At 66.1% G+C, this 21,995-nt stretch carries 17 protein-coding genes and 1 pseudogene; 12 read left to right on the top strand and 6 right to left on the bottom strand.

What is annotated here, in order from left to right:
• Positions 1 to 67 precede the first annotated feature (67 nt).
• Both DPV79_RS06405 and DPV79_RS06410 read left to right on the top strand, forming a co-directional pair.
• The gene (locus DPV79_RS06405) at positions 68 to 1,828 is read left to right on the top strand and encodes a ShlB/FhaC/HecB family hemolysin secretion/activation protein (RefSeq protein WP_113045027.1); all 1,761 of its coding nucleotides are present in this window, start codon (positions 68 to 70) and stop codon (positions 1,826 to 1,828) included.
• 115 nt (positions 1,829 to 1,943) lie between these two features.
• Positions 1,944 to 2,132, top strand: a pseudogene (locus DPV79_RS06410) (IS3-like element ISBcen23 family transposase); the annotation flags it as partial.
• A gap of 107 nt (positions 2,133 to 2,239) precedes the next feature.
• On the opposite strand, the gene DPV79_RS06415 reads toward DPV79_RS06410, so the two are convergent.
• Together DPV79_RS06415 and DPV79_RS06420 are read right to left on the bottom strand one after the other, a co-directional pair.
• Positions 2,240 to 2,650, bottom strand: coding sequence for a GlcG/HbpS family heme-binding protein (locus tag DPV79_RS06415; protein ID WP_059682113.1), 411 nt, complete (start codon positions 2,648 to 2,650; stop codon positions 2,240 to 2,242).
• Complete coding sequence (locus DPV79_RS06420; protein WP_113045028.1) at positions 2,643 to 3,419, bottom strand: SDR family oxidoreductase; 777 nt, start codon at positions 3,417 to 3,419, stop codon at positions 2,643 to 2,645. The genes DPV79_RS06415 and DPV79_RS06420 overlap by 8 nt, the downstream gene beginning before the upstream one ends.
• Before the next feature lie 68 nt (positions 3,420 to 3,487).
• Here DPV79_RS06420 and DPV79_RS06425 point away from each other — a divergent pair, with 68 nt between their 5' ends.
• Positions 3,488 to 4,420, top strand: coding sequence for a LysR family transcriptional regulator (locus DPV79_RS06425; RefSeq protein ID WP_059590014.1), 933 nt, complete (start codon positions 3,488 to 3,490; stop codon positions 4,418 to 4,420).
• 214 nt (positions 4,421 to 4,634) lie between these two features.
• Here DPV79_RS06425 and glmS read toward each other — a convergent pair whose 3' ends face one another.
• Both glmS and DPV79_RS06435 read right to left on the bottom strand, forming a co-directional pair.
• The gene (glmS, locus tag DPV79_RS06430; RefSeq protein WP_113045029.1) at positions 4,635 to 6,452 is read right to left on the bottom strand and encodes a glutamine--fructose-6-phosphate transaminase (isomerizing); all 1,818 of its coding nucleotides are present in this window, start codon (positions 6,450 to 6,452) and stop codon (positions 4,635 to 4,637) included.
• 49 nt (positions 6,453 to 6,501) lie between these two features.
• Complete coding sequence (locus DPV79_RS06435; RefSeq protein ID WP_113045030.1) at positions 6,502 to 7,596, bottom strand: hypothetical protein; 1,095 nt, start codon at positions 7,594 to 7,596, stop codon at positions 6,502 to 6,504.
• A gap of 917 nt (positions 7,597 to 8,513) precedes the next feature.
• On the opposite strand from DPV79_RS06435, the gene DPV79_RS41990 reads away from it, so the two are divergent.
• The 7 genes from DPV79_RS41990 (at position 8,514) to DPV79_RS06465 (ending at position 17,428) form a co-directional block, all read left to right on the top strand.
• Complete coding sequence (locus DPV79_RS41990) at positions 8,514 to 8,729, top strand: hypothetical protein (RefSeq protein ID WP_133295621.1); 216 nt, start codon at positions 8,514 to 8,516, stop codon at positions 8,727 to 8,729.
• A 190-nt stretch (positions 8,730 to 8,919) separates the two neighbouring features.
• A complete protein-coding gene (wecB, locus tag DPV79_RS06440) occupies positions 8,920 to 10,137 on the top strand; it encodes a non-hydrolyzing UDP-N-acetylglucosamine 2-epimerase (RefSeq protein ID WP_059682121.1) in 1,218 nt (405 codons plus the stop codon).
• 605 nt (positions 10,138 to 10,742) lie between these two features.
• On the top strand, positions 10,743 to 11,204 hold the full coding sequence (locus DPV79_RS06445) for a (2Fe-2S)-binding protein (protein WP_021157241.1): 462 nt from the start codon (positions 10,743 to 10,745) through the stop codon (positions 11,202 to 11,204).
• Positions 11,201 to 13,525 carry a xanthine dehydrogenase family protein molybdopterin-binding subunit gene (locus DPV79_RS06450; protein ID WP_113045031.1) on the top strand — a complete coding sequence of 775 codons (2,325 nt, stop codon included), beginning with the start codon at positions 11,201 to 11,203 and terminating at the stop codon, positions 13,523 to 13,525. Before DPV79_RS06445 ends, DPV79_RS06450 begins: the two co-directional genes overlap by 4 nt.
• Positions 13,526 to 13,593: 68 nt before the next feature.
• The gene (locus DPV79_RS06455) at positions 13,594 to 14,361 is read left to right on the top strand and encodes a class II aldolase/adducin family protein (protein ID WP_113045032.1); all 768 of its coding nucleotides are present in this window, start codon (positions 13,594 to 13,596) and stop codon (positions 14,359 to 14,361) included.
• Positions 14,362 to 14,469: 108 nt separating this feature from the next.
• Positions 14,470 to 16,299: an acyl-CoA dehydrogenase gene (locus DPV79_RS06460; protein WP_048025870.1), complete on the top strand. Its 1,830-nt coding sequence runs from the start codon at positions 14,470 to 14,472 to the stop codon at positions 16,297 to 16,299.
• A gap of 148 nt (positions 16,300 to 16,447) precedes the next feature.
• A complete protein-coding gene (locus DPV79_RS06465; RefSeq protein ID WP_060218242.1) occupies positions 16,448 to 17,428 on the top strand; it encodes an NADPH:quinone oxidoreductase family protein in 981 nt (326 codons plus the stop codon).
• Between the two features lie 100 nt (positions 17,429 to 17,528).
• Here DPV79_RS06465 and DPV79_RS06470 read toward each other — a convergent pair whose 3' ends face one another.
• Complete coding sequence (locus DPV79_RS06470; RefSeq protein WP_021157238.1) at positions 17,529 to 18,065, bottom strand: PadR family transcriptional regulator; 537 nt, start codon at positions 18,063 to 18,065, stop codon at positions 17,529 to 17,531.
• Between the two features lie 150 nt (positions 18,066 to 18,215).
• Between DPV79_RS06470 and DPV79_RS06475 the strand changes: the two genes are divergently transcribed.
• On the top strand, positions 18,216 to 20,240 hold the full coding sequence (locus tag DPV79_RS06475) for an oxidoreductase (protein ID WP_113045033.1): 2,025 nt from the start codon (positions 18,216 to 18,218) through the stop codon (positions 20,238 to 20,240).
• A gap of 43 nt (positions 20,241 to 20,283) precedes the next feature.
• Positions 20,284 to 20,724: a nuclear transport factor 2 family protein gene (locus tag DPV79_RS06480; RefSeq protein WP_059486766.1), complete on the top strand. Its 441-nt coding sequence runs from the start codon at positions 20,284 to 20,286 to the stop codon at positions 20,722 to 20,724.
• A 183-nt stretch (positions 20,725 to 20,907) separates the two neighbouring features.
• On the opposite strand, the gene DPV79_RS06490 is transcribed toward DPV79_RS06480, so the two are convergent.
• Positions 20,908 to 21,984 carry an alpha/beta hydrolase family protein gene (locus tag DPV79_RS06490; protein ID WP_113045035.1) on the bottom strand — a complete coding sequence of 359 codons (1,077 nt, stop codon included), beginning with the start codon at positions 21,982 to 21,984 and terminating at the stop codon, positions 20,908 to 20,910.
• Between the last annotated feature and the right edge of the window lie 11 nt (positions 21,985 to 21,995).

Consider the following 21,995-nt stretch of genomic DNA (forward strand, 5'->3'; position numbering starts at 1 on the left):
ATGATCAGTGTTGTATCGATAACGGGGATGTTTGTTGTCTATTCCCGTCAATTCAAAACATAATTAAATGAAAACGACCAGACGGCTGGCGGTTTTACCAATCACTACTCTGATCACGCTTGCTGCGCAAGCACAACAGGCGCCGTCTCCCAGTGACCAGGCCGCCGCTGCCCGCGCGAACGCCGAGCAGAATCAGCAAGCTCAGCAGCGCCGTGATGCGTTGCAGCGAGAAGCCACCGTGCAAGCGCCGGGCGTGCGCTCGGACGTGCCGCGCCCGGAAGCCTATCCGGTATTGCCGACCGAAACACCGTGCTTTCGAATCGATCATTTCGCGCTCGACGTGCCCGACTCGCTACCGGCCGCATCAAAGGCGCAAGGCGCGTCAGCCTTGCCGATGGACCGCTTCGCCTTTGCGCGCGACTGGCTTGCGCACTACGCCGGCCAATGCGTAGGTAAGCAAGGCGTCGACCTGATCGTAAAGGGACTATCGCAAGCCATCCTCGCACGCGGCTACATCACGACCCGCGTGCTCGTGCCAGAGCAGGATTTGTCCACCGGCACATTGAAGCTTGCCCTGATTCCGGGCGTGATTCGCCACGTGCGCTTCGAGGACGATAAGTTGCGCGGCACGTGGAAGACCGCCTTCCCGGCTCGCGACGGCGACGTGTTGAACCTGCGCGACATCGAACAAGGGCTTGAGCAGATGAAGCGCGTCTCAAGTCAGGATGTGTCGATGCGGATCGCACCGGGCGACATGCCTGGCGAGAGCGACGTCGTCCTCGACGTGAAGCGCGGCAAACCATGGACCGTTGTGGCATCCGTCGACAACTCCGGCACGCGCGCAACCGGCAAGCTGCAAGGCAATGTGTCGCTTGGCATAGACAACCCGCTGGGCCTGAACGACATCTTCAACGTCGGCTTCAACCAGGATCTGGAATTCGGCGACAAGCGTTTCGGTTCGCACGGCTGGAACGCGTTCTACTCGATTCCTTGGGGCTATTGGACCGGCACACTGTCGGCCTATACCAGCACGTACTTTCAACCGCTCGCGGCCGTGAACCAGACGTTCGTTGCCAGCGGCAACATGAAGACGGTCGACTTCAAGCTTAACCGCGTGTTGGCACGCAGCCGAAACGATGTGTTCGGTGCGCAGGTTCGCCTGACGCGCCGTTTCGGCGACAGCTACATCGAAGGTACGACGATTCCGTCATCGCACCAGAACGCAACCTTTCTCGAATTCGGGCTGAACGACCGGCACTATTTCGGCTCGTCGCAGTTCGACGGCTCGCTTGCCTATCGTCAGGGCTTGGGCTGGCTCGGCTCGACCGACAGCATGTTCGCGGCGGAGGGTGGACAGACTTACAGATTCAAGATGGTCGTGCTCGATGCGAATCTGTCGACACCGTTCGTCATCGGTACGCAGCCGTTCAAATATGTGACGACCTTTCATGGTCAGTACACCGGCAATACGGTTTCATACCTCGATAGCGTCACGATCGGCAGTCGTTATACCGTGCGGGGATTCGACGGTGAAACGCTGTTGGCGGGATCGCGCGGGTTCTACTGGCGCAACGAATTGCAGGTTCCCATCGCGCAGACCGGGCTATCGGCCTATGCTGGTCTCGACTACGGTCGGGTCTGGGGGCCAGAGCCGGTTGCCTTGGTTGGCACGCAGCTCGCCGGTGCAGTGATTGGCGTCAAGGGCAGTGTCACGACTCGGTTCGGCGGATACGGCTACGATCTCTTCGCGGGTACGCCCGTCTACAAGCCGTCGGGTTTTCCGACTGCTCGAGTAACGCTCGGTTTTCAGGTGACTGCTCAATTCTGAAGACAATGAGACAAGGTACTTCTCCGGCACGTACACGTCGCAAGCCAGATGTTGCATATGCCTGTCTGGTCGAGATTGCCGCCGAACGGGGGCTTACGCTTCCGACGCTCGATGGGCCAGCCTGCGGTCGCAGGACGTTATCCTGACGCCGTCGGGACTGATGCGGCTGTACGGCGAATCCGCGTTCATTCGGTCTGGCGGCGACGAATTTACCGCTGCCAAGGTTATGCGCTGGCTGCGAGATGCTGCCAGCGGTCCGGCCTTCATCGCACCGGGCAGTCCGTGGCAAAACGGGTTCGTCGAGAGACTCGCCGCCTGACCGGCTACGAAATTCCGCCGCAGGTCACTGCCGACGAAACCGAGATGTGTCTCCACGGATTCGACGCGGTAGCCGGGGTATCGGAATCGCGCCTACTCCAGCGCACGGGCAATCGCAGCCCGAGCGAGTGCAGCATCTTGCTCGGGCGTACCGCCGGACACGCCGAGTGCGCCGATCAGCTGGCCATCGCCATCCACGAGAGGCACTCCTCCCCCCATCAGCAACAGCCCGCCTGCATGGATGTGATCGAAGTGTGGAACTGGCTGGCCCGCTTGCCACGGAACATTGAGCGCTTCGCTCGGCGCCCGGAACATCACCGACGCCCGGGCCTTCGCTATCGACAGTTCATTCGACGCAAGCCATGCCCCGTCCATCCGCGAGAAAGTGACCAGGTGCGCACCCGCATCCAGAATTGCAAACACGGCATTGAGGCCCGCGTCCTGGGCTGCGGCACGCCCCTGGGCCACGATCCGATCCGCGCGCTCCAACGTGAGCTCAGGCATTTTGCGTCCACTCCGTCTCTTGCCACTGCTTCGCGGCGTCAATCGTCGCTAACGGGCGCATGGTTCGATACAAATGCGTATCGGCCGGAATGATCTCGACCATGGCGTCGATCATCTCCTTGGGATCCGCCTGGTTCATCAGGCTGTCGCCGAAATCCGGCATCGGCACAACGGCGGAATCGGCGTCGTACCACTGCACGTAGCTTTCGGCGCCAGTGTCGTTGAATCCGGTACCGAAAACGCCTGGATTCACGGTCGCGACTTTGACGCCAAAGGGTTCGAGTTCCGCTTTCATCGACCCGGCGATGGCCTCGATCGCATGCTTGGTCGCGCAGTAGGCACCCACAAACGGGACAACCAGAATGCCCCCCATCGACGAGGTCCATACGACTTTTCCGGACCTGCGCGCCACCATCTTCGGCACGATCGCCTGTACCAGTTGAAGATGGCCGAAGACGTTGATTTCGAAGGACTCCCGAACGCGCTGCATCGGGATGTCGACGATCGATCCGCCTTCCATGACGCCGGCGTTCAGCACCAGGACATCGGGATCGAACGAGCCTGCGTGAGCGATGTCGATCGCGTCGAGCAGATTCAGCTTGATCACCTCGAGCACCACACCGGCCTCGGCTGCGTCCGCACGCAGGCTGCGAACCTGCGGCCACGTATCGGCCGTCGCCACGACATGGTGGCCAAGGCGCGCAAGTTCAATTGCCGCACCACGACCAAAACCTGAACTGGCACCCGTGATCAATATCTTTCGAGACATCTTGCGCTCCTTGACTGAAATGGTTGCACCCAGTGTAGGGAGCCCCTAGTATCAAAACAAGATCACCAATGCTTGATGACACGATGAGAGTTGCTCACCAATCAAGGAACGTCGATTTTTTCTCTTTCACCGTGTTCCTGGCCGTTGCAACACGACGAAGCTTTCGCGCAGCAGCGACCGAACTCGAGATCACGCCGTCAGCGGTCAGTCATTCGGTAAAAGCGCTCGAGCGCCGTCTGGGCGTCCGGCTCCTGAATCGAACGACTCGCAGCACCTCGCTCACCGAGGCCGGCGAGCGTCTGGCAGCCAAACTCCGGCCGGCGGTTTCGATCATTGACGAAGCGATGCGCGAAGTCGACGATCTACGCGTGGCTCCCAGCGGAACCGTGCGCATCAATGCAAGCGAAGGCGCAATCCGCCTCATCCTGCGTCCCATCCTGGCAAGCTTCCTGAAGTCGTATCCGGACGTGCATCTCGACGTCGTGAGCGACGGCCGCCTCGGTGACATCGTTGCAGCGGGATTCGACGCGGGCATCCGACTGGCCGAGGCCGTGCCGCAGGACATGGTGGCCGTTCCGCTCATGGGCAACGTTCGTTTCGCAGCAGTCGCGTCGCCCGCGTATTTCGCTGAACATGGACGTCCCATTACGCCGCACGATCTTTATCGACACGACTGTATTCGCTTTCGCTTCGAGAGCGGGGCGATCTACCAGTGGGAATTCGAGCGACGCGGCGTCAGCGAGACCATCGATGTTTCGGGTCCGCTTACTCTGACGGACCAACCGCTGATGGTCGACGCTGCCGTGGATGGCATCGGCATCGCCTTCGTTCCCGACCACCTCGTCATCGAAGCCTTGCGTGACCGGCGGCTCGAACGCGTTCTTGACGACTGGTGTCCGCCTTTTCCGGGGCTGTGTCTTTACTATCCGGGTCATCGCCATGTTTCGCAGGCTCTGCGCGCCCTGATTGCCTTTATAAAGGGCGAGCAGGTGCGCAGTTGAGTTTTTGCATGGCAAGGCCGGCTTCGTATTCTCGGCAGTCGCACGATACCGCCGGTCAACTGTGAAGCTTCAACAGGTTGTATCGATGGTTCATCCGGACTGAGTCCGGGAGACTGGAAGTCGCCAAACACAGTCACACGTTCGAGTCGTGTAGGGCGACCCAGTCTCGGCACTTGCAGACCTTCACCAGTCCGCCCGCGGTACCCACCTCCCGTCACTCCACCGTAACCGATTTCGCCAGATTCCTCGGCTTGTCGATATCCGCGCCGCGCAAACACGCCGCGTGATACGCGAGCAACTGCAGCGGCACGACGTGCAGGATCGGCGACAACAACCCGTAATAATCCGGCATCCGCAGCACCGACACGCCTTCGCTGTTGTCGATCCGCGTATCGGCGTCGGCGAACACGTAAAGCTGCCCGCCGCGCGCCCGCACTTCCTGCATGTTCGACTTCAGCTTCTCGAGCAGCGCATCGTTCGGCGCGATCGTCGCGACGGGCATCGTGTGCGTCACGAGCGCGAGCGGCCCGTGCTTGAGCTCGCCCGCGGGATACGCCTCCGCGTGGATGTACGAAATCTCCTTCAGCTTCAACGCACCTTCGAGCGCGATCGGGTAGTGCAGCCCGCGCCCGAGGAACAGCGCATTCTCGTGCTGCGAGAATTCCGCCGCCCAGCGCTCGATCTGCGGCTCGAGCCCAAGCACCTCCTCGAGCGCGCCGGGCAGCCGCCGCAATTGCATCGTGTAGCGCGCGAGCTGCGCATCGTCGACGTAGCCGCGCAGCCGCCCGAGCGTAACGGCGAGAATGAACAGCGCGACGAGCTGCGTCGTGAATGCCTTGGTCGACGCGACGCCGATTTCCGGGCCAGCCCGCGTCAGGAAGCGCAGTCCTGCCTGCCGCATCATCGCGCTGGTCGGCACGTTGCAGATCGCCAGCGTATCGATATGGCCGAGCGCCTGCGCATACTTCAGCGCGGCGAGCGTGTCGGCGGTCTCGCCGGATTGCGACACGCTCACCACCAGCGTATTCGGCATCGCGAGCGCGTCGCTGTAACGGTATTCACTCGCGATCTCGACCTGGGCCGGCAAGCGCGCGATCGTTTCGAGCCAGCGGCGCGCGGTCAGGCCGGAATAGTGGCTCGTGCCGCACGCGAGAATCAGCACGTTGTCGATCTGCTCGAACGCGCGCGCGGCGTCGGGGCCGAATACGGCCGGATCGAACAGCCCCGCATCCGGGATGGTCGCGGCCACGGCCTGCGGTTGCTCGAATATCTCCTTTTGCATGAAATGCCGGTACGGCCCGAGTTCGACCGCGGCCTGCGCGGACGAAATGGTCTGTACCGCGCGCTCGACCGGCGCGCCGCCGCGATCGAGTATGCGCACGCCGCCCGGCGTCAACTCGACGATGTCGCCTTCCTCGAGAAAGATGAAGCGGTCGGTGATGCCGGCGAGCGCGAGCGCATCGGACGCAAGAAAGCATTCGCCATCCGTCACGCCGACGACGAGCGGCGAGCCGACCCGTGCGCCGATCAGCCGCTGCGGCTCGTGCTTGCTGAACACCGCGATCGCGTACGCACCGTGAAGTTGCGACGTTGCCGCGCGCACGGCGGCGAGCAGGTCGCCGCGATACTTGCTGTGGATCAGGTGCGCGACGACCTCGGTGTCGGTCTGGCCGTCGAATTCGTAGTGCGCGTCGGAAAGTTGCTTGCGCAACGTTTCATGGTTCTCGATGATGCCGTTGTGCACGAGCGCGATTTCGTCGCGCGAGAAGATCGGATGCGCGTTGCAGGTGGCCGGCGCGCCGTGCGTCGCCCAGCGCGTGTGCGCGATGCCGGTGCTGCCGGTCAGGCCGGCGGTGCGCACGTGCGCGTCGAGATCGGCGACGCGCGACACGCTGCGCTCGCGGCGCGCCTGGCCGTCGACGACCGTCGCCACGCCGCATGAATCGTAGCCGCGATATTCGAGGCGACGCAGACCTTCAATCAGAATCGGGACGATGTCCCGTTGCGCGACTGCGCCGACGATGCCACACATGACACGTCTCCTTCCCGTTTAGCCATCATGGACCGCACGCGCCGTTGCGTCAGCGCGATGCGGTTGCCGTTGCCGTTGCCGCCGCCGTCGTGAGCCCGCATCGAGCGGGTATGACGGGATCGGCCATCCGGCTTTCGAATGCCAGATAAAGCGACTCCTCCAGTACGTTCCAGTGCGCGCCGTGCCGGTATGGCCCCGATCGCGCTTGCCAGCAGGCAACCGTGCTCCAATCGTTCATCTTGACCGCGACCAGCGCGATCAGGCTCCACGGGTAGTCGGTGTTGGCAAGTTGCGGCCAGCTCTTGCCGTACTTCCGAATCCACCGTGCATAGATCGCCTCGCCGGATTGTTCGGGAACCTGAATGCCGGACAGGAGCGGGAGGATCTGCGCGATCTTCGCCGGATAAAAACTCGCATCGCTGACCTGCTGCGTGCTGGCGCGAAAACCGGATGCCGTGCCGCGCCAGAACACTTTCAGGATCGCGGAGGCAAGCTGGTCGGCGCGCAGGCTCCACGGGCCCGCATGCGTGTAGTCGGCGCGCCGGACGTAGTACGCCTCGAGTGCCTGGAACGCGCTGTGTACCTCGACGTTGTCCATCAGCAGCGCGACGTGCAGCGAAGACGAGATCTGATACACGCCGGAGGGCTTGTCGAGCAGCGTCTCCAGATGCATGGCGGCGCGGTTCAGGCTGAGTTCCCACGCGGCGGGCAAGCCGCCGGGCGGCGCGAAGCGGGCAAGCAATTCGATCCAGGTCGCCATCATCGCGTCGTCGGTTTCCGCTTCGGCGCATGAGCGGTAGCGGCCTTCCTTCACGCAGTAGCGATCGAAGCCGCCATCCGGGCGCTGGCGCGGCAGCAACCATGCGATCCACGCGAGTGCGGCCTGACGGGCGTCGAGTTGCGCGTCGGACGCGGCGAGCAGCGCTTTTGCCGCGAAATACGGATCGATGCCGACGCCGTTCAGGCGCACGGTGATCGCACCGTCCGTGCGCTGGTACAGCCCTTCGAGCCGGAGTTCGGCGGCGCTCGCGTGCAGTGCGAAGCCGCACGCGGCGAGACAGCAGGCGACGTGCCACAGGCGACACAGCGCGACGGTGGCCGCGACGTGCGAGCGTGCGGTCGGGGAAAGCGCGGGCCGTTTCATGTCCTGGGCTCCTGCGCGGGGTCCTGTGCAATCGTCGCCGGGCGCGGCGTTGGCCGCGTCGCGCCTGGCAAGCGTGTCGACGTTGCGGCTCGGTTCACGGTGATGCGGGTGAACCCGAGGCTCGTACCGGGATGTGCGTCCACGAGGCAGTTCCCTGCATCGGAGCCTGAACCTGGCTCGCGGATCGCGCATTGCAACGGGACACGTCGGCACGTGCGGTGCGCGGGAGCGCTGGTCTTTCGCTCCCGGCGGACGCGCCGCGTTTCCTCCCGGCTTCGTTGCTTGGGCGTCCCCGTTCGTCCGCTGTCTGGCGCGTGCTTCGAGGTCCACCTGACTGTCATTAAGCAAGGCGTGAGCCATCTGCCGCGATGCCGCGCGCAGCAAGGGGCAGGGACGAAGGCCGGGGGCGTGGCGCGGACGGCGGCGGCGGATTTTGATTCATCGAAGAATCAGCCCGCGTGCAGGCCGATTGCCCGCGCGCGACCAGGATTGCAGCCCGCACATTCGATGCGTCCAGCGAATTGTCTGTCGAACGTGTGCCGCGCCGGCAGCGTGACTTTGCGCGGTGATGCACGTTGCGTCGTTCGTTGTGTGCGCATCGGCCGGGGTGCCCGTGCGATTCATGCAGCCGCATGCGCTGCATGGACCGCGTGTCGATGTATCCGCCCCGTTCCGGACCAGCGTTACACATTCGCAACATTTCGCATGCATCGATTCGTGCGACGTGAAGGACGTTGCATGCCGGGTAAATCCCTCGCGCGGGATCGCGGCCGAGCGGCCGATGGTGCCGTCCGCTGCACAGACAAAAGTGGCGGATCGAGTAAACGCAACGCGCTTCGACAGATCCGTGAGATCCGATACGAAATGAATGCGCGACACGCGTCCTCGATTCGTCGGACGACGCCGTTGAAGGGGTCATGAAACTGCCCGGATTTTTGCCTGTATCGCGCTTGACGGTCGATGCGACACACGTAGCAGTTGTGAAACATTTCATCGTGCATCGCGTGTGCGCGGTGCATGCGGTGCGAACCGGACGCGGCCGCGATACGACTGGTTTGAATATTGCTGTAGTGGAGGGGGACGTGACGAACGGACGTGACGCCTGGCCAAGCGAGGAACGACTCATGACGTGACTGATCAAGTGCAACGAGACGCCGGTAGTACGACGATTCGCGTGGCGCAGACCACGTGGACAGGGCGGCGCGCTCGCTCCGCGACACTGCAGTGTGTCGATCGCGTGCGAGTACGGAAGGTGCCGTCTGATTACATGCTTCGCGCCGCGAGCAGGGTCATTCAGCGCGATATGGGTCTACGAGGATAACGATGAAAAAGATTTTGCTTGTGTTCGGGACTCGGCCGGAGGCCATCAAGATGGCACCGCTGGTGCGTGCATTAAAAGCACAGGCGGGTGTCGACGCCAGGGTATGCGTGACCGCACAGCACCGCGAAATGCTCGATCAGGTGCTGACGCTGTTCGACATCAAGCCCGACTACGATCTCAACGTGATGCGGCAAAGCCAGACGCTGACCGACGTGACGACCGGCATTCTGCAGGCAATCGGCGTCGTCTTCGACGAGTTGCGCCCGGACGTCGTGCTGGTGCACGGCGATACGACGACCACGCTCGCGGTCAGTCTGGCGGCGTTCTACCGTTATTTGCCGGTCGGGCATGTGGAGGCCGGCTTGCGCAGCGGCGACATCTGGTCGCCGTGGCCGGAGGAGTTGAACCGCCGCGTGACCGACGCGGTATCGTCGTGGCATTTCGCGCCGACCGGGCAGGCACGCGACAACCTGCTCAGCGAGGGCGTGCCGGGCGGGGCGGTCGTGCTGACCGGCAATACCGTGATCGATGCGCTGCACGAGGTCAAGCGCATGCTGGACTGCACGACGGCGCTGACGGAGAAGGTCGCCGGACAGTTTCCGTTTCTCGAGCCGTCGCGGCGCGTGGTGCTGATCACGGGCCATCGACGTGAAAGTTTCGGCGAGCCGTTCCAGAATTTCTGCGATGCGCTGTGCACGCTCGCGAAGCGTTACCCCGACGCCCAGTTCGTCTATCCGCTGCACATGAATCCGAACGTGCGGGAGCCGGCGCGCGCCCGGCTCGGTAACATGCCGAACATCTATCTGATCGAGCCGCAGGAATATCTGTCGTTCGTATTCCTGATGTCGCGCGCGCATTTCATCATCACCGATTCGGGCGGCATTCAGGAAGAAGGGCCCGCGCTGGGCAAGCCGGTGCTCGTCACGCGCGAGACGACGGAGCGGCCCGAGGCGATCCAGGCCGGTACCGCGCGGCTCGTCGGTACCGATCAGGAGCGGATCGTGTGGGAAGCCTCGCGGCTGTTCGACAGCGAGAGCGCTTACGGGGAAATGGCGCGCGCGAGCAATCCGTACGGCGACGGTCATGCGAGCGAGCGGATCGTTCATGCGCTGATGCGTAATCCGGGGGTACCCTCGAAGGTGACGAGCTTTTCGATGGGGACGGCGGAAATGCCGTTCAACGCGCTCACGTTGGGGTTGCAGGCGTTGAGGTCGCGGTGAGCATCGCGTCGCGCTAGCGTCCGAACCGCTCGTTGCAATCGCGGGATGATCCGGTCCGGCCGGGCGGCCGGCCGGACGTTTGCGTTTGCGCGATCGATCATTTCCGGTTTCTCGGCCCGCTGATTGCACAGGGTGGGTCTGGTCGTCCGGCTTTGCTGCCGCCGTACCGAAGCGCCCGGCGAACGTGGGCAGTCGCCGTGCAAGAACGAGAGCGAACCGCCTGCGGCCGCGTATCGAAACATCGAAACCTGAATCACCCGCCCATCTCTCCGGCAAGCGTGACCGGTCGCGGCCCGCCATCTCCGGGCAAATTTCCCGCTCCGATTACCTGAAACGCCCGAATCCCCCTGATCCGACGGCAAATCCGAAATGGTTCGATAATGCGGATCGGCGATCCATGCGGACGAGCGAGCGGCCGGGAATTCGTTGCCATGTTGCGCAGGCAACCGGGCCGCCGCATCGTTTGCAGCATCCGCCGGGCCGTGCCTGCAGGCAACACGGCCCACGACACGGCGCCCTGCCTGGTTGTTCGGAATGTGCGCCGCGCCGTTCGAATCCCCACCCGATGCCTGCCCGAAGCGGGCATCGCAACCAGGAGGTGAACGATGATCACGCTGACCGTCAACGGTAGCGAGCAGCACTTCGACGGCAATCCCGACATGCCGTTGCTCTGGTATCTGCGCGATGTCCTCGGCCACACCGGCACCAAGTTCGGCTGCGGGATGGCACTGTGCGGCGCATGCACCGTGCACGTCGACGGCGTCGCGATCCGGTCGTGCATCACCCCGGTCGCGGCCGCTTCCGGCAAGCGCGTGACGACGATCGAGGGCCTGTCGACCGATCTGACCCATCCGCTGCAGCAGGCGTGGCAGGAACTGAACGTCGCGCAGTGCGGCTACTGCCAGTCCGGGCAGATCATGCAGGCCGCGTCGTTGCTGAAGACGAATCCCCATCCGACCGACGCCGACATCGACGATGCGATGTCCGGCAACATCTGTCGCTGCGGCACCTACACGCGCATACGCGCGGCGATCCGCCTGGCCGTGCGCCGCGGAGGTGCCGCATGAGCGCGCCCGAACTCTCCGTCCATAACGAAAGCCGTCGCGCGCTGCTGCTCGGCTTTGCGTCCGGCGGGTTGCTGCTCGCGTTCGGCGTGCCGTCGCTCGTGCGCGCGGCCGTGCCGAACCAGCCGCCCGTCAGTGCAGATCCGCGATACGGCGGCGCGGGAATGCCGCACGGGTTGCGCGACGATCCGCACCTGTTCGTCGCGATCGCACCCGACGGCACGGTCACCGTGACCTGCATCCGCTCCGAGATGGGGCAGGGTGTGCGCACGAGCGTCGCGCTCGTGGTGGCGGACGAGCTGGGCGCGGACTGGGCGCGCGTGAAGGTCGCACAGGCCGTCGGCGACGAGCCGCGCTACGGCAACCAGAACACCGACGGCTCGCGCAGCTTGCGCCAGAGCTTCGCCGCGTTGCGCCGCGCGGGCGCGGCGGCGCGCACGATGCTCGAACAGGCTGCCGCCGCGGCGTGGGGCGTCGATGCGCGGCAGGTCAAGGCAACCGTGCATGAGGTCGTCGACACGAAGAGCGGACGCAAGCTCGGCTTCGGCGAACTGGCGGCGAAAGCGGCCGCGTTGCCGGCACCCGATCCGGCGACGGTGCCGCTGAAAGCGCCAGCCGAATTCCGCTATATCGGCAAGGGCGAAACGGCGTTGATCGACGGACGCGACATCGTCGCCGGCCGCGCGCACTACGGGATCGACACGCGGCTCGACGGCATGCTGTACGCGGTCGTCGCGCGCCCGCCGGCCTACGGGGACACGATGGCGTCGTTCGACGCGTCGGCGGCGGAGAAGCTGCCGGGTGTCGTCAAGGTCGTGCCGCTCGCGTCGACGCCGCTGCCGTCCGGCTTCCAGCCGCTCGGCGGCGTGGCCGTCGTCGCGCGCGACACGTGGACGGCGATCCAGGCACGCGCGCAACTCAAGATCGACTGGAAGCACGGGCCCAATGCGAACTACGACTCGGCCGCGTATCGGAAGACGCTCGAAGCGGCTGCGGCCCAACCGGGCGACGTGATCCGCAACGACGGCGACGCGGCGGCGGCGCTGGCCGGCGCCGCGAAACGCGTGCGTGCGACCTACTACATCCCGCATCTCGCACACGCGACGATGGAGCCGCCCGCGGCCGTCGCGCGCGTGGCGGACGGCCGATGCGAAGTGTGGACCTGCACGCAGGCGCCGCAGACCACGCGCGACGAGGTCGCGAAGGCGCTCGGGTTGCCGGGCGAGCGCGTGACGGTCAACGTGACGCTGCTCGGCGGCGGTTTCGGCCGCAAGTCGAAGCCCGACTACGTGGTGGAGGCGGCGCTGCTGTCGAAGGCGGTCGGCGCGCCGGTCAAGCTGACGTTCACGCGCGAGGACGACCTCGCGCACGACTACTTCCATGCCGTGTCGCTCGAAGCGTTCGACGGCGGGATCGATGCGTCGGGGAAAGTGGTCGCGTGGCAGCATCGCACGGTTGCGCCGTCGATCCAGTCGACCTTCAGGGCCGGCGTCGTGCACGAGCAGGCGGGCGAGCTCGCGCAGGGGATCGCGGACCTGCCGTTCGCGATCCCGAACGTGCGGATCGAGAATCCGGCCGCGCAGGCGCACACGCGGATCGGCTGGTTCCGCTCGGTCTACAACATCCCGCATGCGTTCGGAATCCAGAGTTTCGTGTCGGAGCTGGCGCACGCGGCCGGCCGCGACCCGAAGGATTTCCTGCTCGAACTGATCGGGCCCGCACGGCGTTTCGAGCCGCACATCACGGTGAAGAACGTGAACTACGGCGAGGACCCGGCGCTGTATCCGGTCGACACCGGGCGGCTGCGGCGCGTGGTGGAGACGGTCGCGCGCGAGGCGGGCTGGGGGCGCAGGCTGCCGAAGGGGCGCGGGCTCGGGATCGCCGCGCACCGCAGCTTCGTGTCGTATACGGCGGCGGTGTGCGAGGTGCAGGTCGATGCCGACGGCAAGATCACGGTGCCGCGGGTCGACATCGCGATCGACTGCGGGCCGCAGGTCAATCCGGAGCGCGTACGCTCGCAGCTCGAGGGGGCGGTGGTGATGGGGCTGGGCATCGCGCTGCACGGCGAGATCACGTTCAAGGACGGCCATCCGGAGCAGAGCAACTTCAACGGTTTCCAGGTGCTGAGAATGAACGAGGCGCCGCGTGAAATCCGCGTGCATCTCGTCGCGCCCGACGATTTCGCGACACCGCTCGGCGGCGTGGGCGAGCCGGGCCTGCCGCCCGTCGCGCCCGCGCTGACCAATGCGATCTTCGCGGCGACCGGCACGCGCATCCGCAGCCTGCCGGTTGCCGATCAGCTCGCGAAGCCCCGCGCGGGGTGACGCAATCCCCGGGCCGGGCCGTATCGTGCGGCCCGGTACGCATCCATCCTTGAACAAGGAGTGTCGACGTGGCCTCATCCGATATCAGCGTGAAGCAGGCAGTTTCCCCGACCGAATGGGACGCGCGAGTCAACCTGGCGGCGGCTTACCGCCTCACCGCGCTGTTCGGCTGGGACGATCTCGTGTTCACCCATATTTCCGCGCGCATCCCCGGCCCGGAGCATCATTTCCTGATCAACCCGTACGGCATGATGTTCGACGAGATCACGGCATCGTCGCTGGTGAAGGTGGATCTCGAAGGACGCAAGGTGTCCGAATCGCCGTACGAGATCAACCCGGCCGGCTTCACCATCCACAGCGCGGTGCACGCGGCCCGCGACGACGCGCTGTGCGTGATGCATACGCATTCGGTCAACGGCGTCGCCGTGTCGGCACAGGAGGGCGGGTTGCTGCCGCTGTCGCAGCAGTCGCTCGGCGTGCTGGCGTCGCTCGGCTATCACGACTACGAGGGCATTGCGCTCAACGAAGGCGAAAAGGCGCGCCTCGTGCGCGACCTCGGCGCCCACACGAACCTGATGCTGCGCAACCACGGCCTGCTGACCGTCGGGGCGACGCCGGCAGACGCGTTCGTCGCGATGTACTTCTTCGAAGCGGCCTGCATGATCCAGGTGCGCGCGCAGGCCGGCGGCACCGCGCTGTTGCCGATCGCACAGCCGATTCTCGACGGCATCAAGCAGCAGATCGCCGCGGTGACGCGCGGCATGGGGGCCGGCGCGCTCGTCTGGCCCGGGCTGCTGCGCCGGCTCGATCGACGCAATCCGGGGTACGCCGACTAGCTCATCCGTCGTTGTTGTTTGCGAACGACCGTGCTAAATTCCTGCCAGCATTCGCAATCACGGAACCCTTCATTCGGCTGACGAAGCCGGCCCCCGGGAGGCAGCACGATGAGCTTGTTGATGTCGCGACGCGATCTCGCGTTCCTGTTGTACGACTGGCTCGACGCGGAGGCGCTCGTCGCGCTGCCGCGCTACGCGGAGCACAGTCGCGAGACGTTCGACGCGGTGCTCGATACCAGCGAGCGGATTGCCGAAGACCTGTTCGCGCCGCATGCGGCACGAGGCGATCGCGAGGAACCGCACTTCGACGGCGAGCGCGTGACGCTGATCCCGGACGTCGAGCCGGCCGTGCGCGCCTTCGCGGACGCCGGGCTGATCGCCGCGGGCCACGACGAAGCGCTCGGCGGCATGCGCTTGCCGAAGCTGGTCGAAGCCGCGTCGTTCCTGTTCTTCCAGGCCGCGAACATCGCGACCGCCGCCTATCCGTTCCTGACCGTCGCCAACGCGAACCTGCTCGTCGCGCATGGCACCCCCGCGCAGATCGACGCGTTCGCGCGCCCGGAGCTGGAAGGGCGCTACTTCGGCACCATGTGCCTGTCCGAGCCGCAAGCCGGGTCGTCGCTGTCCGACATCGCGACGCGCGCGGATTTCGAGTGCGACTCGCCGCTCGGCCCGCGCTACCGGCTGACCGGCAACAAGATGTGGATCTCGGGCGGCGAACACGAGTTGACGGAGAACATCGTCCACCTCGTGCTCGCGAAGATCCCCGACGAACACGGCCGGCTGCTGCCCGGCACGCGCGGCATCTCGCTGTTCATCGTGCCCAAGTACCTGCCCGGTACCGACGGCGCCGCGCAGGGCGAGCACAACGACGTGGCGCTCGCCGGGCTGAACCACAAGATGGGCTACCGCGGCACCACCAACTGCCTGCTGAACTTCGGCGAAGGCACGCGCTACCGGCCGGAAGGGCGGGCGGGTGCGATCGGTTATCTGGTCGGCCAGCCGAACCACGGCCTCGCGTACATGTTCCACATGATGAACGAGGCGCGCATCGGCGTCGGCGCGGGCGCGGTGGCGCTCGGCTACACGGGTTATCTGCATGCGCTCGACTACGCGCGGAACCGGCCTCAAGGGCGTCCGCTGGGGCCGGCGGGCAAGGATGCCGCCGCGCCGCAGGCGCCGATCGTCGAGCATCCGGACGTGCGGCGCATGCTGCTCGCGCAGAAGGCCTATGTCGAAGGCGGTCTCGCGCTGATCCTGTACTGCGCGAAGCTGGTCGACGAAGCACGCGCGCACGACGACGCGACCGTGCGCGCCCAGGCCGGGCGGCTGCTCGACATCCTGACGCCGATCGCGAAAAGCTGGCCGTCGCAATGGTGTCTCGCGGCGAACGACCTCGCGATCCAGGTGCACGGCGGCTACGGCTACACGCGCGATTACGCGGTCGAGCGGCTCTATCGCGACAATCGGCTCAACCCGATACACGAAGGCACGCACGGAATCCAGGCGCTCGACCTGCTGGGCCGCAAGGTCGCGCAGGACGATGGCGCGCTGCTGCGCGCACTCGACGGGAGAATCGGCGCGAGCGTCGAACGCGCGCGGGCGCTCGATGCCGGCCTGCCGGAGCAGGCCGATGCGCTGGCGCGGCGCTGGTCGCGGCTGGTCGACGTCACGCGACAGCTCGGCGCGATCGGCGATCAGCAGGCGCGGCTCGCGAACGCGAGTGTCTATCTGGAAGCGTTCGGCCATCTCGTCGTCGCGTGGCTGTGGCTCGACGTGACGCTCGCCGCGCACGGGCAAGCCGGCGATTTCCACGACGGCAAGCGTGCGGCCGCCCGTTACTTCTTCCGCTGGGAGTTGCCGAAAGTGGACGCACAGCTCGATCTGCTGTCGAGCGTCGACACGACGACGCTCGACATGCGCGACGCGTGGTTCTGAACATAGCCGCACCAACATTCCGGAATGCTGACGATGTCGCGAAGGCCGGTTCGGATGGCCATCGCACACGCGTCGTGAACCGGGCGCGCGGGAGTATCCCGCAAACCGCATCGATGCGCGGCCACGCCGCGCAAGGAGAGAGAAGCGCATGAAAGCCCTGTTGTGTACTGCATTTGGCCCGATCGACAGCCTGCGCATCGAAGACGTCGCGATTCCCGAACCGGCGGCCGGCCAGGTCCGGGTCAAGGTGAAGGCCGCGTCGCTCAACTTCCCCGACGCGCTGATCGTCCAGGGGTTGTATCAGGTGAAGCCGGCGCTGCCGTTTTCGCCGGGCGCCGAGTTTGCCGGCGTGATCGACGCGGTCGGCGAGGGGGTTACCGCATGGCGGCCCGGCGATTCGGTGGTCGCGTTCACGGGGCACGGTGGGTTCGCGCAGCAGTGTGTGGCCGATGCGCACCAGATCGCCCCGTTGCCGCCGGGGATGACGTTCGAGCAGGGCGCGGCGCTCGTGCTCGCATACGGCACGTCGCTGCATGCGTTGCAGCAGCGCGCGCGGCTGCAGGCGGGCGAGACGCTGCTCGTCCTGGGCGCGGCGGGCGGCGTCGGGCTCGCCGCGATCGAGATCGCGAAGGCGCTCGGCGCGCGCGTGATCGCGGCGGCGTCGAGCGCGGACAAGCTCGCGCTGTGCCGTGAAGCCGGCGCGGACGAGACGATCGACTACGCGACCGAAGACCTGCGCCGCCGCGTGGACGAACTGACCGGCGGGCGCGGCGCCGATGTCGTCTACGATCCGGTGGGCGGCGCATACACGGAGGCGGCGCTGCGCGCGACCGCGTGGCGCGGCCGGTTCCTCGTCGTCGGGTTCGCGGCCGGCGAGATTCCGAAGATCGCGCTGAACCTCGCGCTGCTCAAGGAGCGCGACATCCTCGGCGTGTTCTGGGGCGATGCGGTGCGCCGCGACCCGGCGCAGCATGTCGCGAACATGCGCTTGCTGGCCGAATGGTTCGCGGCCGGCAAGGTGCGGCCCGCGATCACCGAGCGCGTGCCGCTGGCCGGCGCGACCGACGCGATCGCGCGGATGGCGAACCGGCAGGTGAAGGGCAAGGTGGTGATTCTGCCGGACGCGTGACTACGGTATGGCGCGTCGCGGCGCAATGCGCGCCACGACGGCAGCGTGCGCCGGCGCGACCCCGGTGCAGCCGAGCCGCCGGCCGCCGCGCGAACCCGGCTCAGTCCTTCGGCAGGCGCAGCGTGTCGAGCGCATGCTGCGAAAACTCGACCCAGAACCGCTCGTTCGCAATGCCGGCCTGCAGCACCAGATGCTGCAGGCGCTTCGTGCGTGAATCGTCGGGCGTCGAAAAGTCGCGCGCCTCGATCTGCAGATAGAGATCGAGCTTTTCCTGGTGAAGCGCGATGCGCCGCCTGATTTCGTCCTCGAGGCCGGCCGGCCCGAGCACCGCTTCCGCGCGCAGGCGCACCATCAACGCTTCGCGCAGCGGCGTCGGATCTTCCGGTTCGGCGATCCAGCGCCGCAGCTCCTTTTTGCCGGCCGGCAGGATCCGGTACGCGCGCTTGCGGCCGCGCCCCGATTCGGCGGGCAGCGATTCGATCCAGCCTGTTTCCTCGAGGCGCCCCAGTTCGCGGTAGATCTGCTGGTGCGTGGCCTGCCAGAAATAGCCGATCGAGCGATCGAAGCGGTCGGCGAGCTCGGACCCCGAACCGGGACGTTCGGCGAGCGCGGTGAGGAGTGCGTGAGGCAGGGACATGTCGGATCGGCGGAGGCAGCGGAATGAACCGCATCTTGCCATATCGGGGCCACAGTACAAGCCATGGGCCACGTCTATGCAACTTGTTGCGTAAACGAAAGCGGTGAACTACCATCTGTGCAACTTGTTGCATAAAAATGGAGACACTCGATGGCATCCCGCTATCCGCATTTGACGACCCCGCTCGAACTGGGCTTCACGTCGCTCAGGAACCGCGTCCTGATGGGGTCGATGCACGTCGGTCTCGAGGAAGCGCCGCACGGATTCGAGCGAATGGCGGCGTTCTATGCCGCGCGCGCGCGAGGCGAGGCCGGCCTGATCGTCACGGGTGGTTTCGCGCCGAACGAGCGCGGCCGTCCGGCGCCGGGCGGCGCGATGCTGACGACCGAAGCGGAAGCCGAACGCCATCGCGTCGTGACGCGCGCGGTGCATGCGGAGGGCGGCAGGATCGCGCTGCAGATCCTCCACTTCGGGCGCTACGCATATCACCCGGCGCTCGCCGCGCCCAGTGCGCTGAAAGCGCCGATCAACCGGTTCACGCCGCATGCGCTGAGCAGCGACGAAGTCGACGAGACGATCGCCGATTTCGTCCGATGCGCGGCGCTTGCGCAGCATGCGGGCTACGACGGTGTCGAGATCATGGGGTCCGAGGGTTACCTGATCAACGAGTTCATTGCCGCGCGCACGAACCATCGCGACGACGCGTGGGGCGGTGCCTACGAGAATCGCATCCGTTTCGCGGTCGAGATCGTGCGGCGCGTGCGCGAGCGGGTGGGCAAGAACTTCATCGTCATCTACCGGCTGTCGATGCTCGATCTCGTCGAAGGCGGCTCGACGCTCGACGAGGTGATCCGGCTCGCGCAGGCGATCGAGGCGGCCGGCGCGACGATCATCAATACCGGCATCGGCTGGCACGAGGCGCGCATACCGACCATCGCGACCAAGGTGCCGCGCGCCGCATACGCATGGGTCACGCGGCAATTGATGGGCAAGGTCGGCATCCCGCTCGTGGCGACCAACCGGATCAACACGCCGGAAGTCGCCGAACAGCTGCTCGCCGACGGCTATTGCGACATGGTGTCGATGGCGCGGCCATTCCTCGCCGACGCCGAATTCGTGCGCAAGGCGCGGGAAGGGCGCGCGGACGAAATCAACACGTGCATCGGCTGCAACCAGGCGTGCCTCGACCATACGTTCAGCGGCAGGATCACGTCCTGCCTCGTGAATCCGCGCGCCTGCCACGAAACCGAGCTCGTGATCCGCCCCGCACGGCAGCGCAAGCGCATCGCGGTGGTCGGTGCCGGGCCGGCGGGCCTCGGTTTCGCGGTCACGGCGGCCGAGCGCGGCCACGCGGTGACGCTGTACGAAGCGGGTGCCGAGATCGGCGGCCAGTTCAACATCGCGAAGAAGGTGCCCGGCAAGGAAGAGTTCAACGAAACGCTTCGTTACTTCCGCCGGCAGATCGAGCTGCGCGGCATCACGCTGCACGTCAATACGCGCGCGAGCGCCGAGATGCTGCTGCAGGGCGAATTCGACGAGGTGGTGATCGCGACGGGCATCGTGCCGCGCACGCCGCCGATCGACGGCGTCGGGCATCCGAAGACGCTCGGTTATCTCGACGTGCTGCGCGACGACAAGGCCGTGGGCCGCAGCGTCGCGATCGTCGGCGCCGGCGGCATCGGTTTCGACGTCGCGGAATATCTGGTTCATCGCGATGGCGGCGAACAGGTGGACGCCGACCGGTTCTTCAACGAATGGGGCGTCGATCGATCGTATGCGAGTGCCGGCGGGCTGGGCCGTGCGCAACCCGAGCCGGCCGCGCGGCAGGTGCATCTGCTGCAGCGCAAGGCATCGAAGATCGGCGACGGGCTCGGCAAGACCACCGGGTGGATCCACCGCACGGCGCTGAAGGCGCGCGGCGTCGGCATGTCGTCGGCGGTGACGTACCGTCGCATCGACGACGAAGGATTGCACGTGACGATCGACGGCGTCGAACAGACGCTGCCGGTGGACAACGTGGTGATCTGCGCGGGGCAGGAGCCGTCGCGCGAACTGGCTGAGCAACTGCAGGCCGCCGGATGCCGCGTGCATCTGATCGGCGGCGCACACGAGGCCGCCGAACTCGATGCGAAGCGCGCGATTCACCAGGGCACGACGCTGGCCGCGACGCTTTGACGCCGATTCGTTTCTTTTCCGTCCGATGAGTCAGGAGACTTCGATGACACACGCACCGCTGCAAGTCCATCCCGCCGTCGCGAAATCGCTCGACGCGTGGCATGCGATGATCGACAACAAGGATTTCAGTGCACTCGAATCGATCGTTCACCCGGATGCGGTGTTCCGTTCGCCGATGGCGTTCAAGCCGTACGGGCCGGCACCCGCGCTGTTGATGGCGCTACGCACGGTGATCACGATCCTCGAGAATTTCGTCTATTACCGCCAGTTCGTCACCGACGACGGCCTGAGCGTGGTGCTGGAATTCAGCGCGAGCGTCGGCGACAAGGCGCTGAAGGGGATCGACATGATCCGCTTCGACGAAGAAGGGCGGATCGTGGAATTCGAAGTGATGATCCGGCCGTTCAATGCGCTGCAGGCGCTCGGTACGGAAATGGGCGCGCGGCTCGGGCAGCAGTTGCCGGCGTTCAAGGTTGGCAGTTGAAGTGGGTCATGATCACGCAACTGCGCGCGTATCCCGTTTCGGCCGGCCGTCGTGAGCGGATGGCGAAGTACGCCTTCACGCACGTGGAAATCGACGGCGTCGCGGCAAGCGGCGACGCGACGTCGTCATGCCTGATGCGCCGCGCGGTGTCGACCGTCGGCACGGCCGGCACCGCATGCGTGTTCACACCACTGCCGCCCGCGCCAGCCGCTCGGCGAACCAGTCGCAGACGAGCGCGGTGCGCTCGGACGCGTGGTTGTAGATCGTGTGCTCGCCGTCCGGCCAGACCTTGAGCGTCGCATCGCCGGACGTCACGGCATCGAGAAACGGCTGTTGATCGTCGATCCGGATCAGCGGATCTTCACCGCCGTGCAGCACCAGCAGCGGACACGCGATACGGTCGCGTTCGGACGAGAAACTCACCCGCGCGAAGTTCGCCGCCACGGCATCGGGATCGTCGTTGCCGAGCATCGCCGCGGCCTGCTCGACGAACGTGCGGAACGGCAGCAGCGTCGGCGCCGCGAGCGCGCCGTTCACGCAGCAGGCCGCGATCCGTCGGTCGCTCGCGGCAGTCGACGCCGCCCACAACCCGCCGATGCTGTTCCCCCAGATACCGATCGGCCCGGGCACATGATCGTCGACGTGATCGACGAAGCGCCGATAGGCGGCGCTCATGTCGACGTCGACGAAGATCCGCTGTTCGAGCCGCGTCTCGCCCTGGCCCGGCCCCTCGGCGAGCAGCGTGGCGAGGCCGCGTGCCGCGAGTGCGCGCGCGATCGGCCAGTACGCGAAGCCCCAGCCGCTCTGGCCGCCGAACACGATCACGGTGCCGCGTACGCGCTCCGCCGGCGGCCGCACCAGCCAGCCGATCAGGCGCGCATCGCCGAACGGCACTTCGACGCGTTCGATGCGCTTGTCGGACCAGCGCGCGAGGCCGTGCGACGCGTCGACGAGCCGCGCATAGAGCGCGCGCTTGCGCGGCACGTCGTGGTTGAACGCCATCTGCGCGAACAGCAGGTTCGCGATGGCCATCGCCTGCGCGTCGGCGGCCGTGACCCGGTGGCCGGCATCCGCCGCCTGCGCGGCGCGCGCGAGCTGCGCGTCGGCCAGCGCTTCGGCCGCGACGTCCCACGGTTCGCCGGTGGACGTGCGGGCGTGCAGCGCGGTTGCGTCCGCGTAGTCCATCCCGCAATCGAGCAGGCGCGTGACGGGCATCGCGCGCTGCAGCGACAGCGCGAACGGTGACAGTTCGGTCGTCATGCGTCGGTCTC

The organism is Burkholderia reimsis, from assembly GCF_003294055.1.
Classification (GTDB): Bacteria; Pseudomonadota; Gammaproteobacteria; order Burkholderiales; family Burkholderiaceae; genus Burkholderia; species Burkholderia cepacia.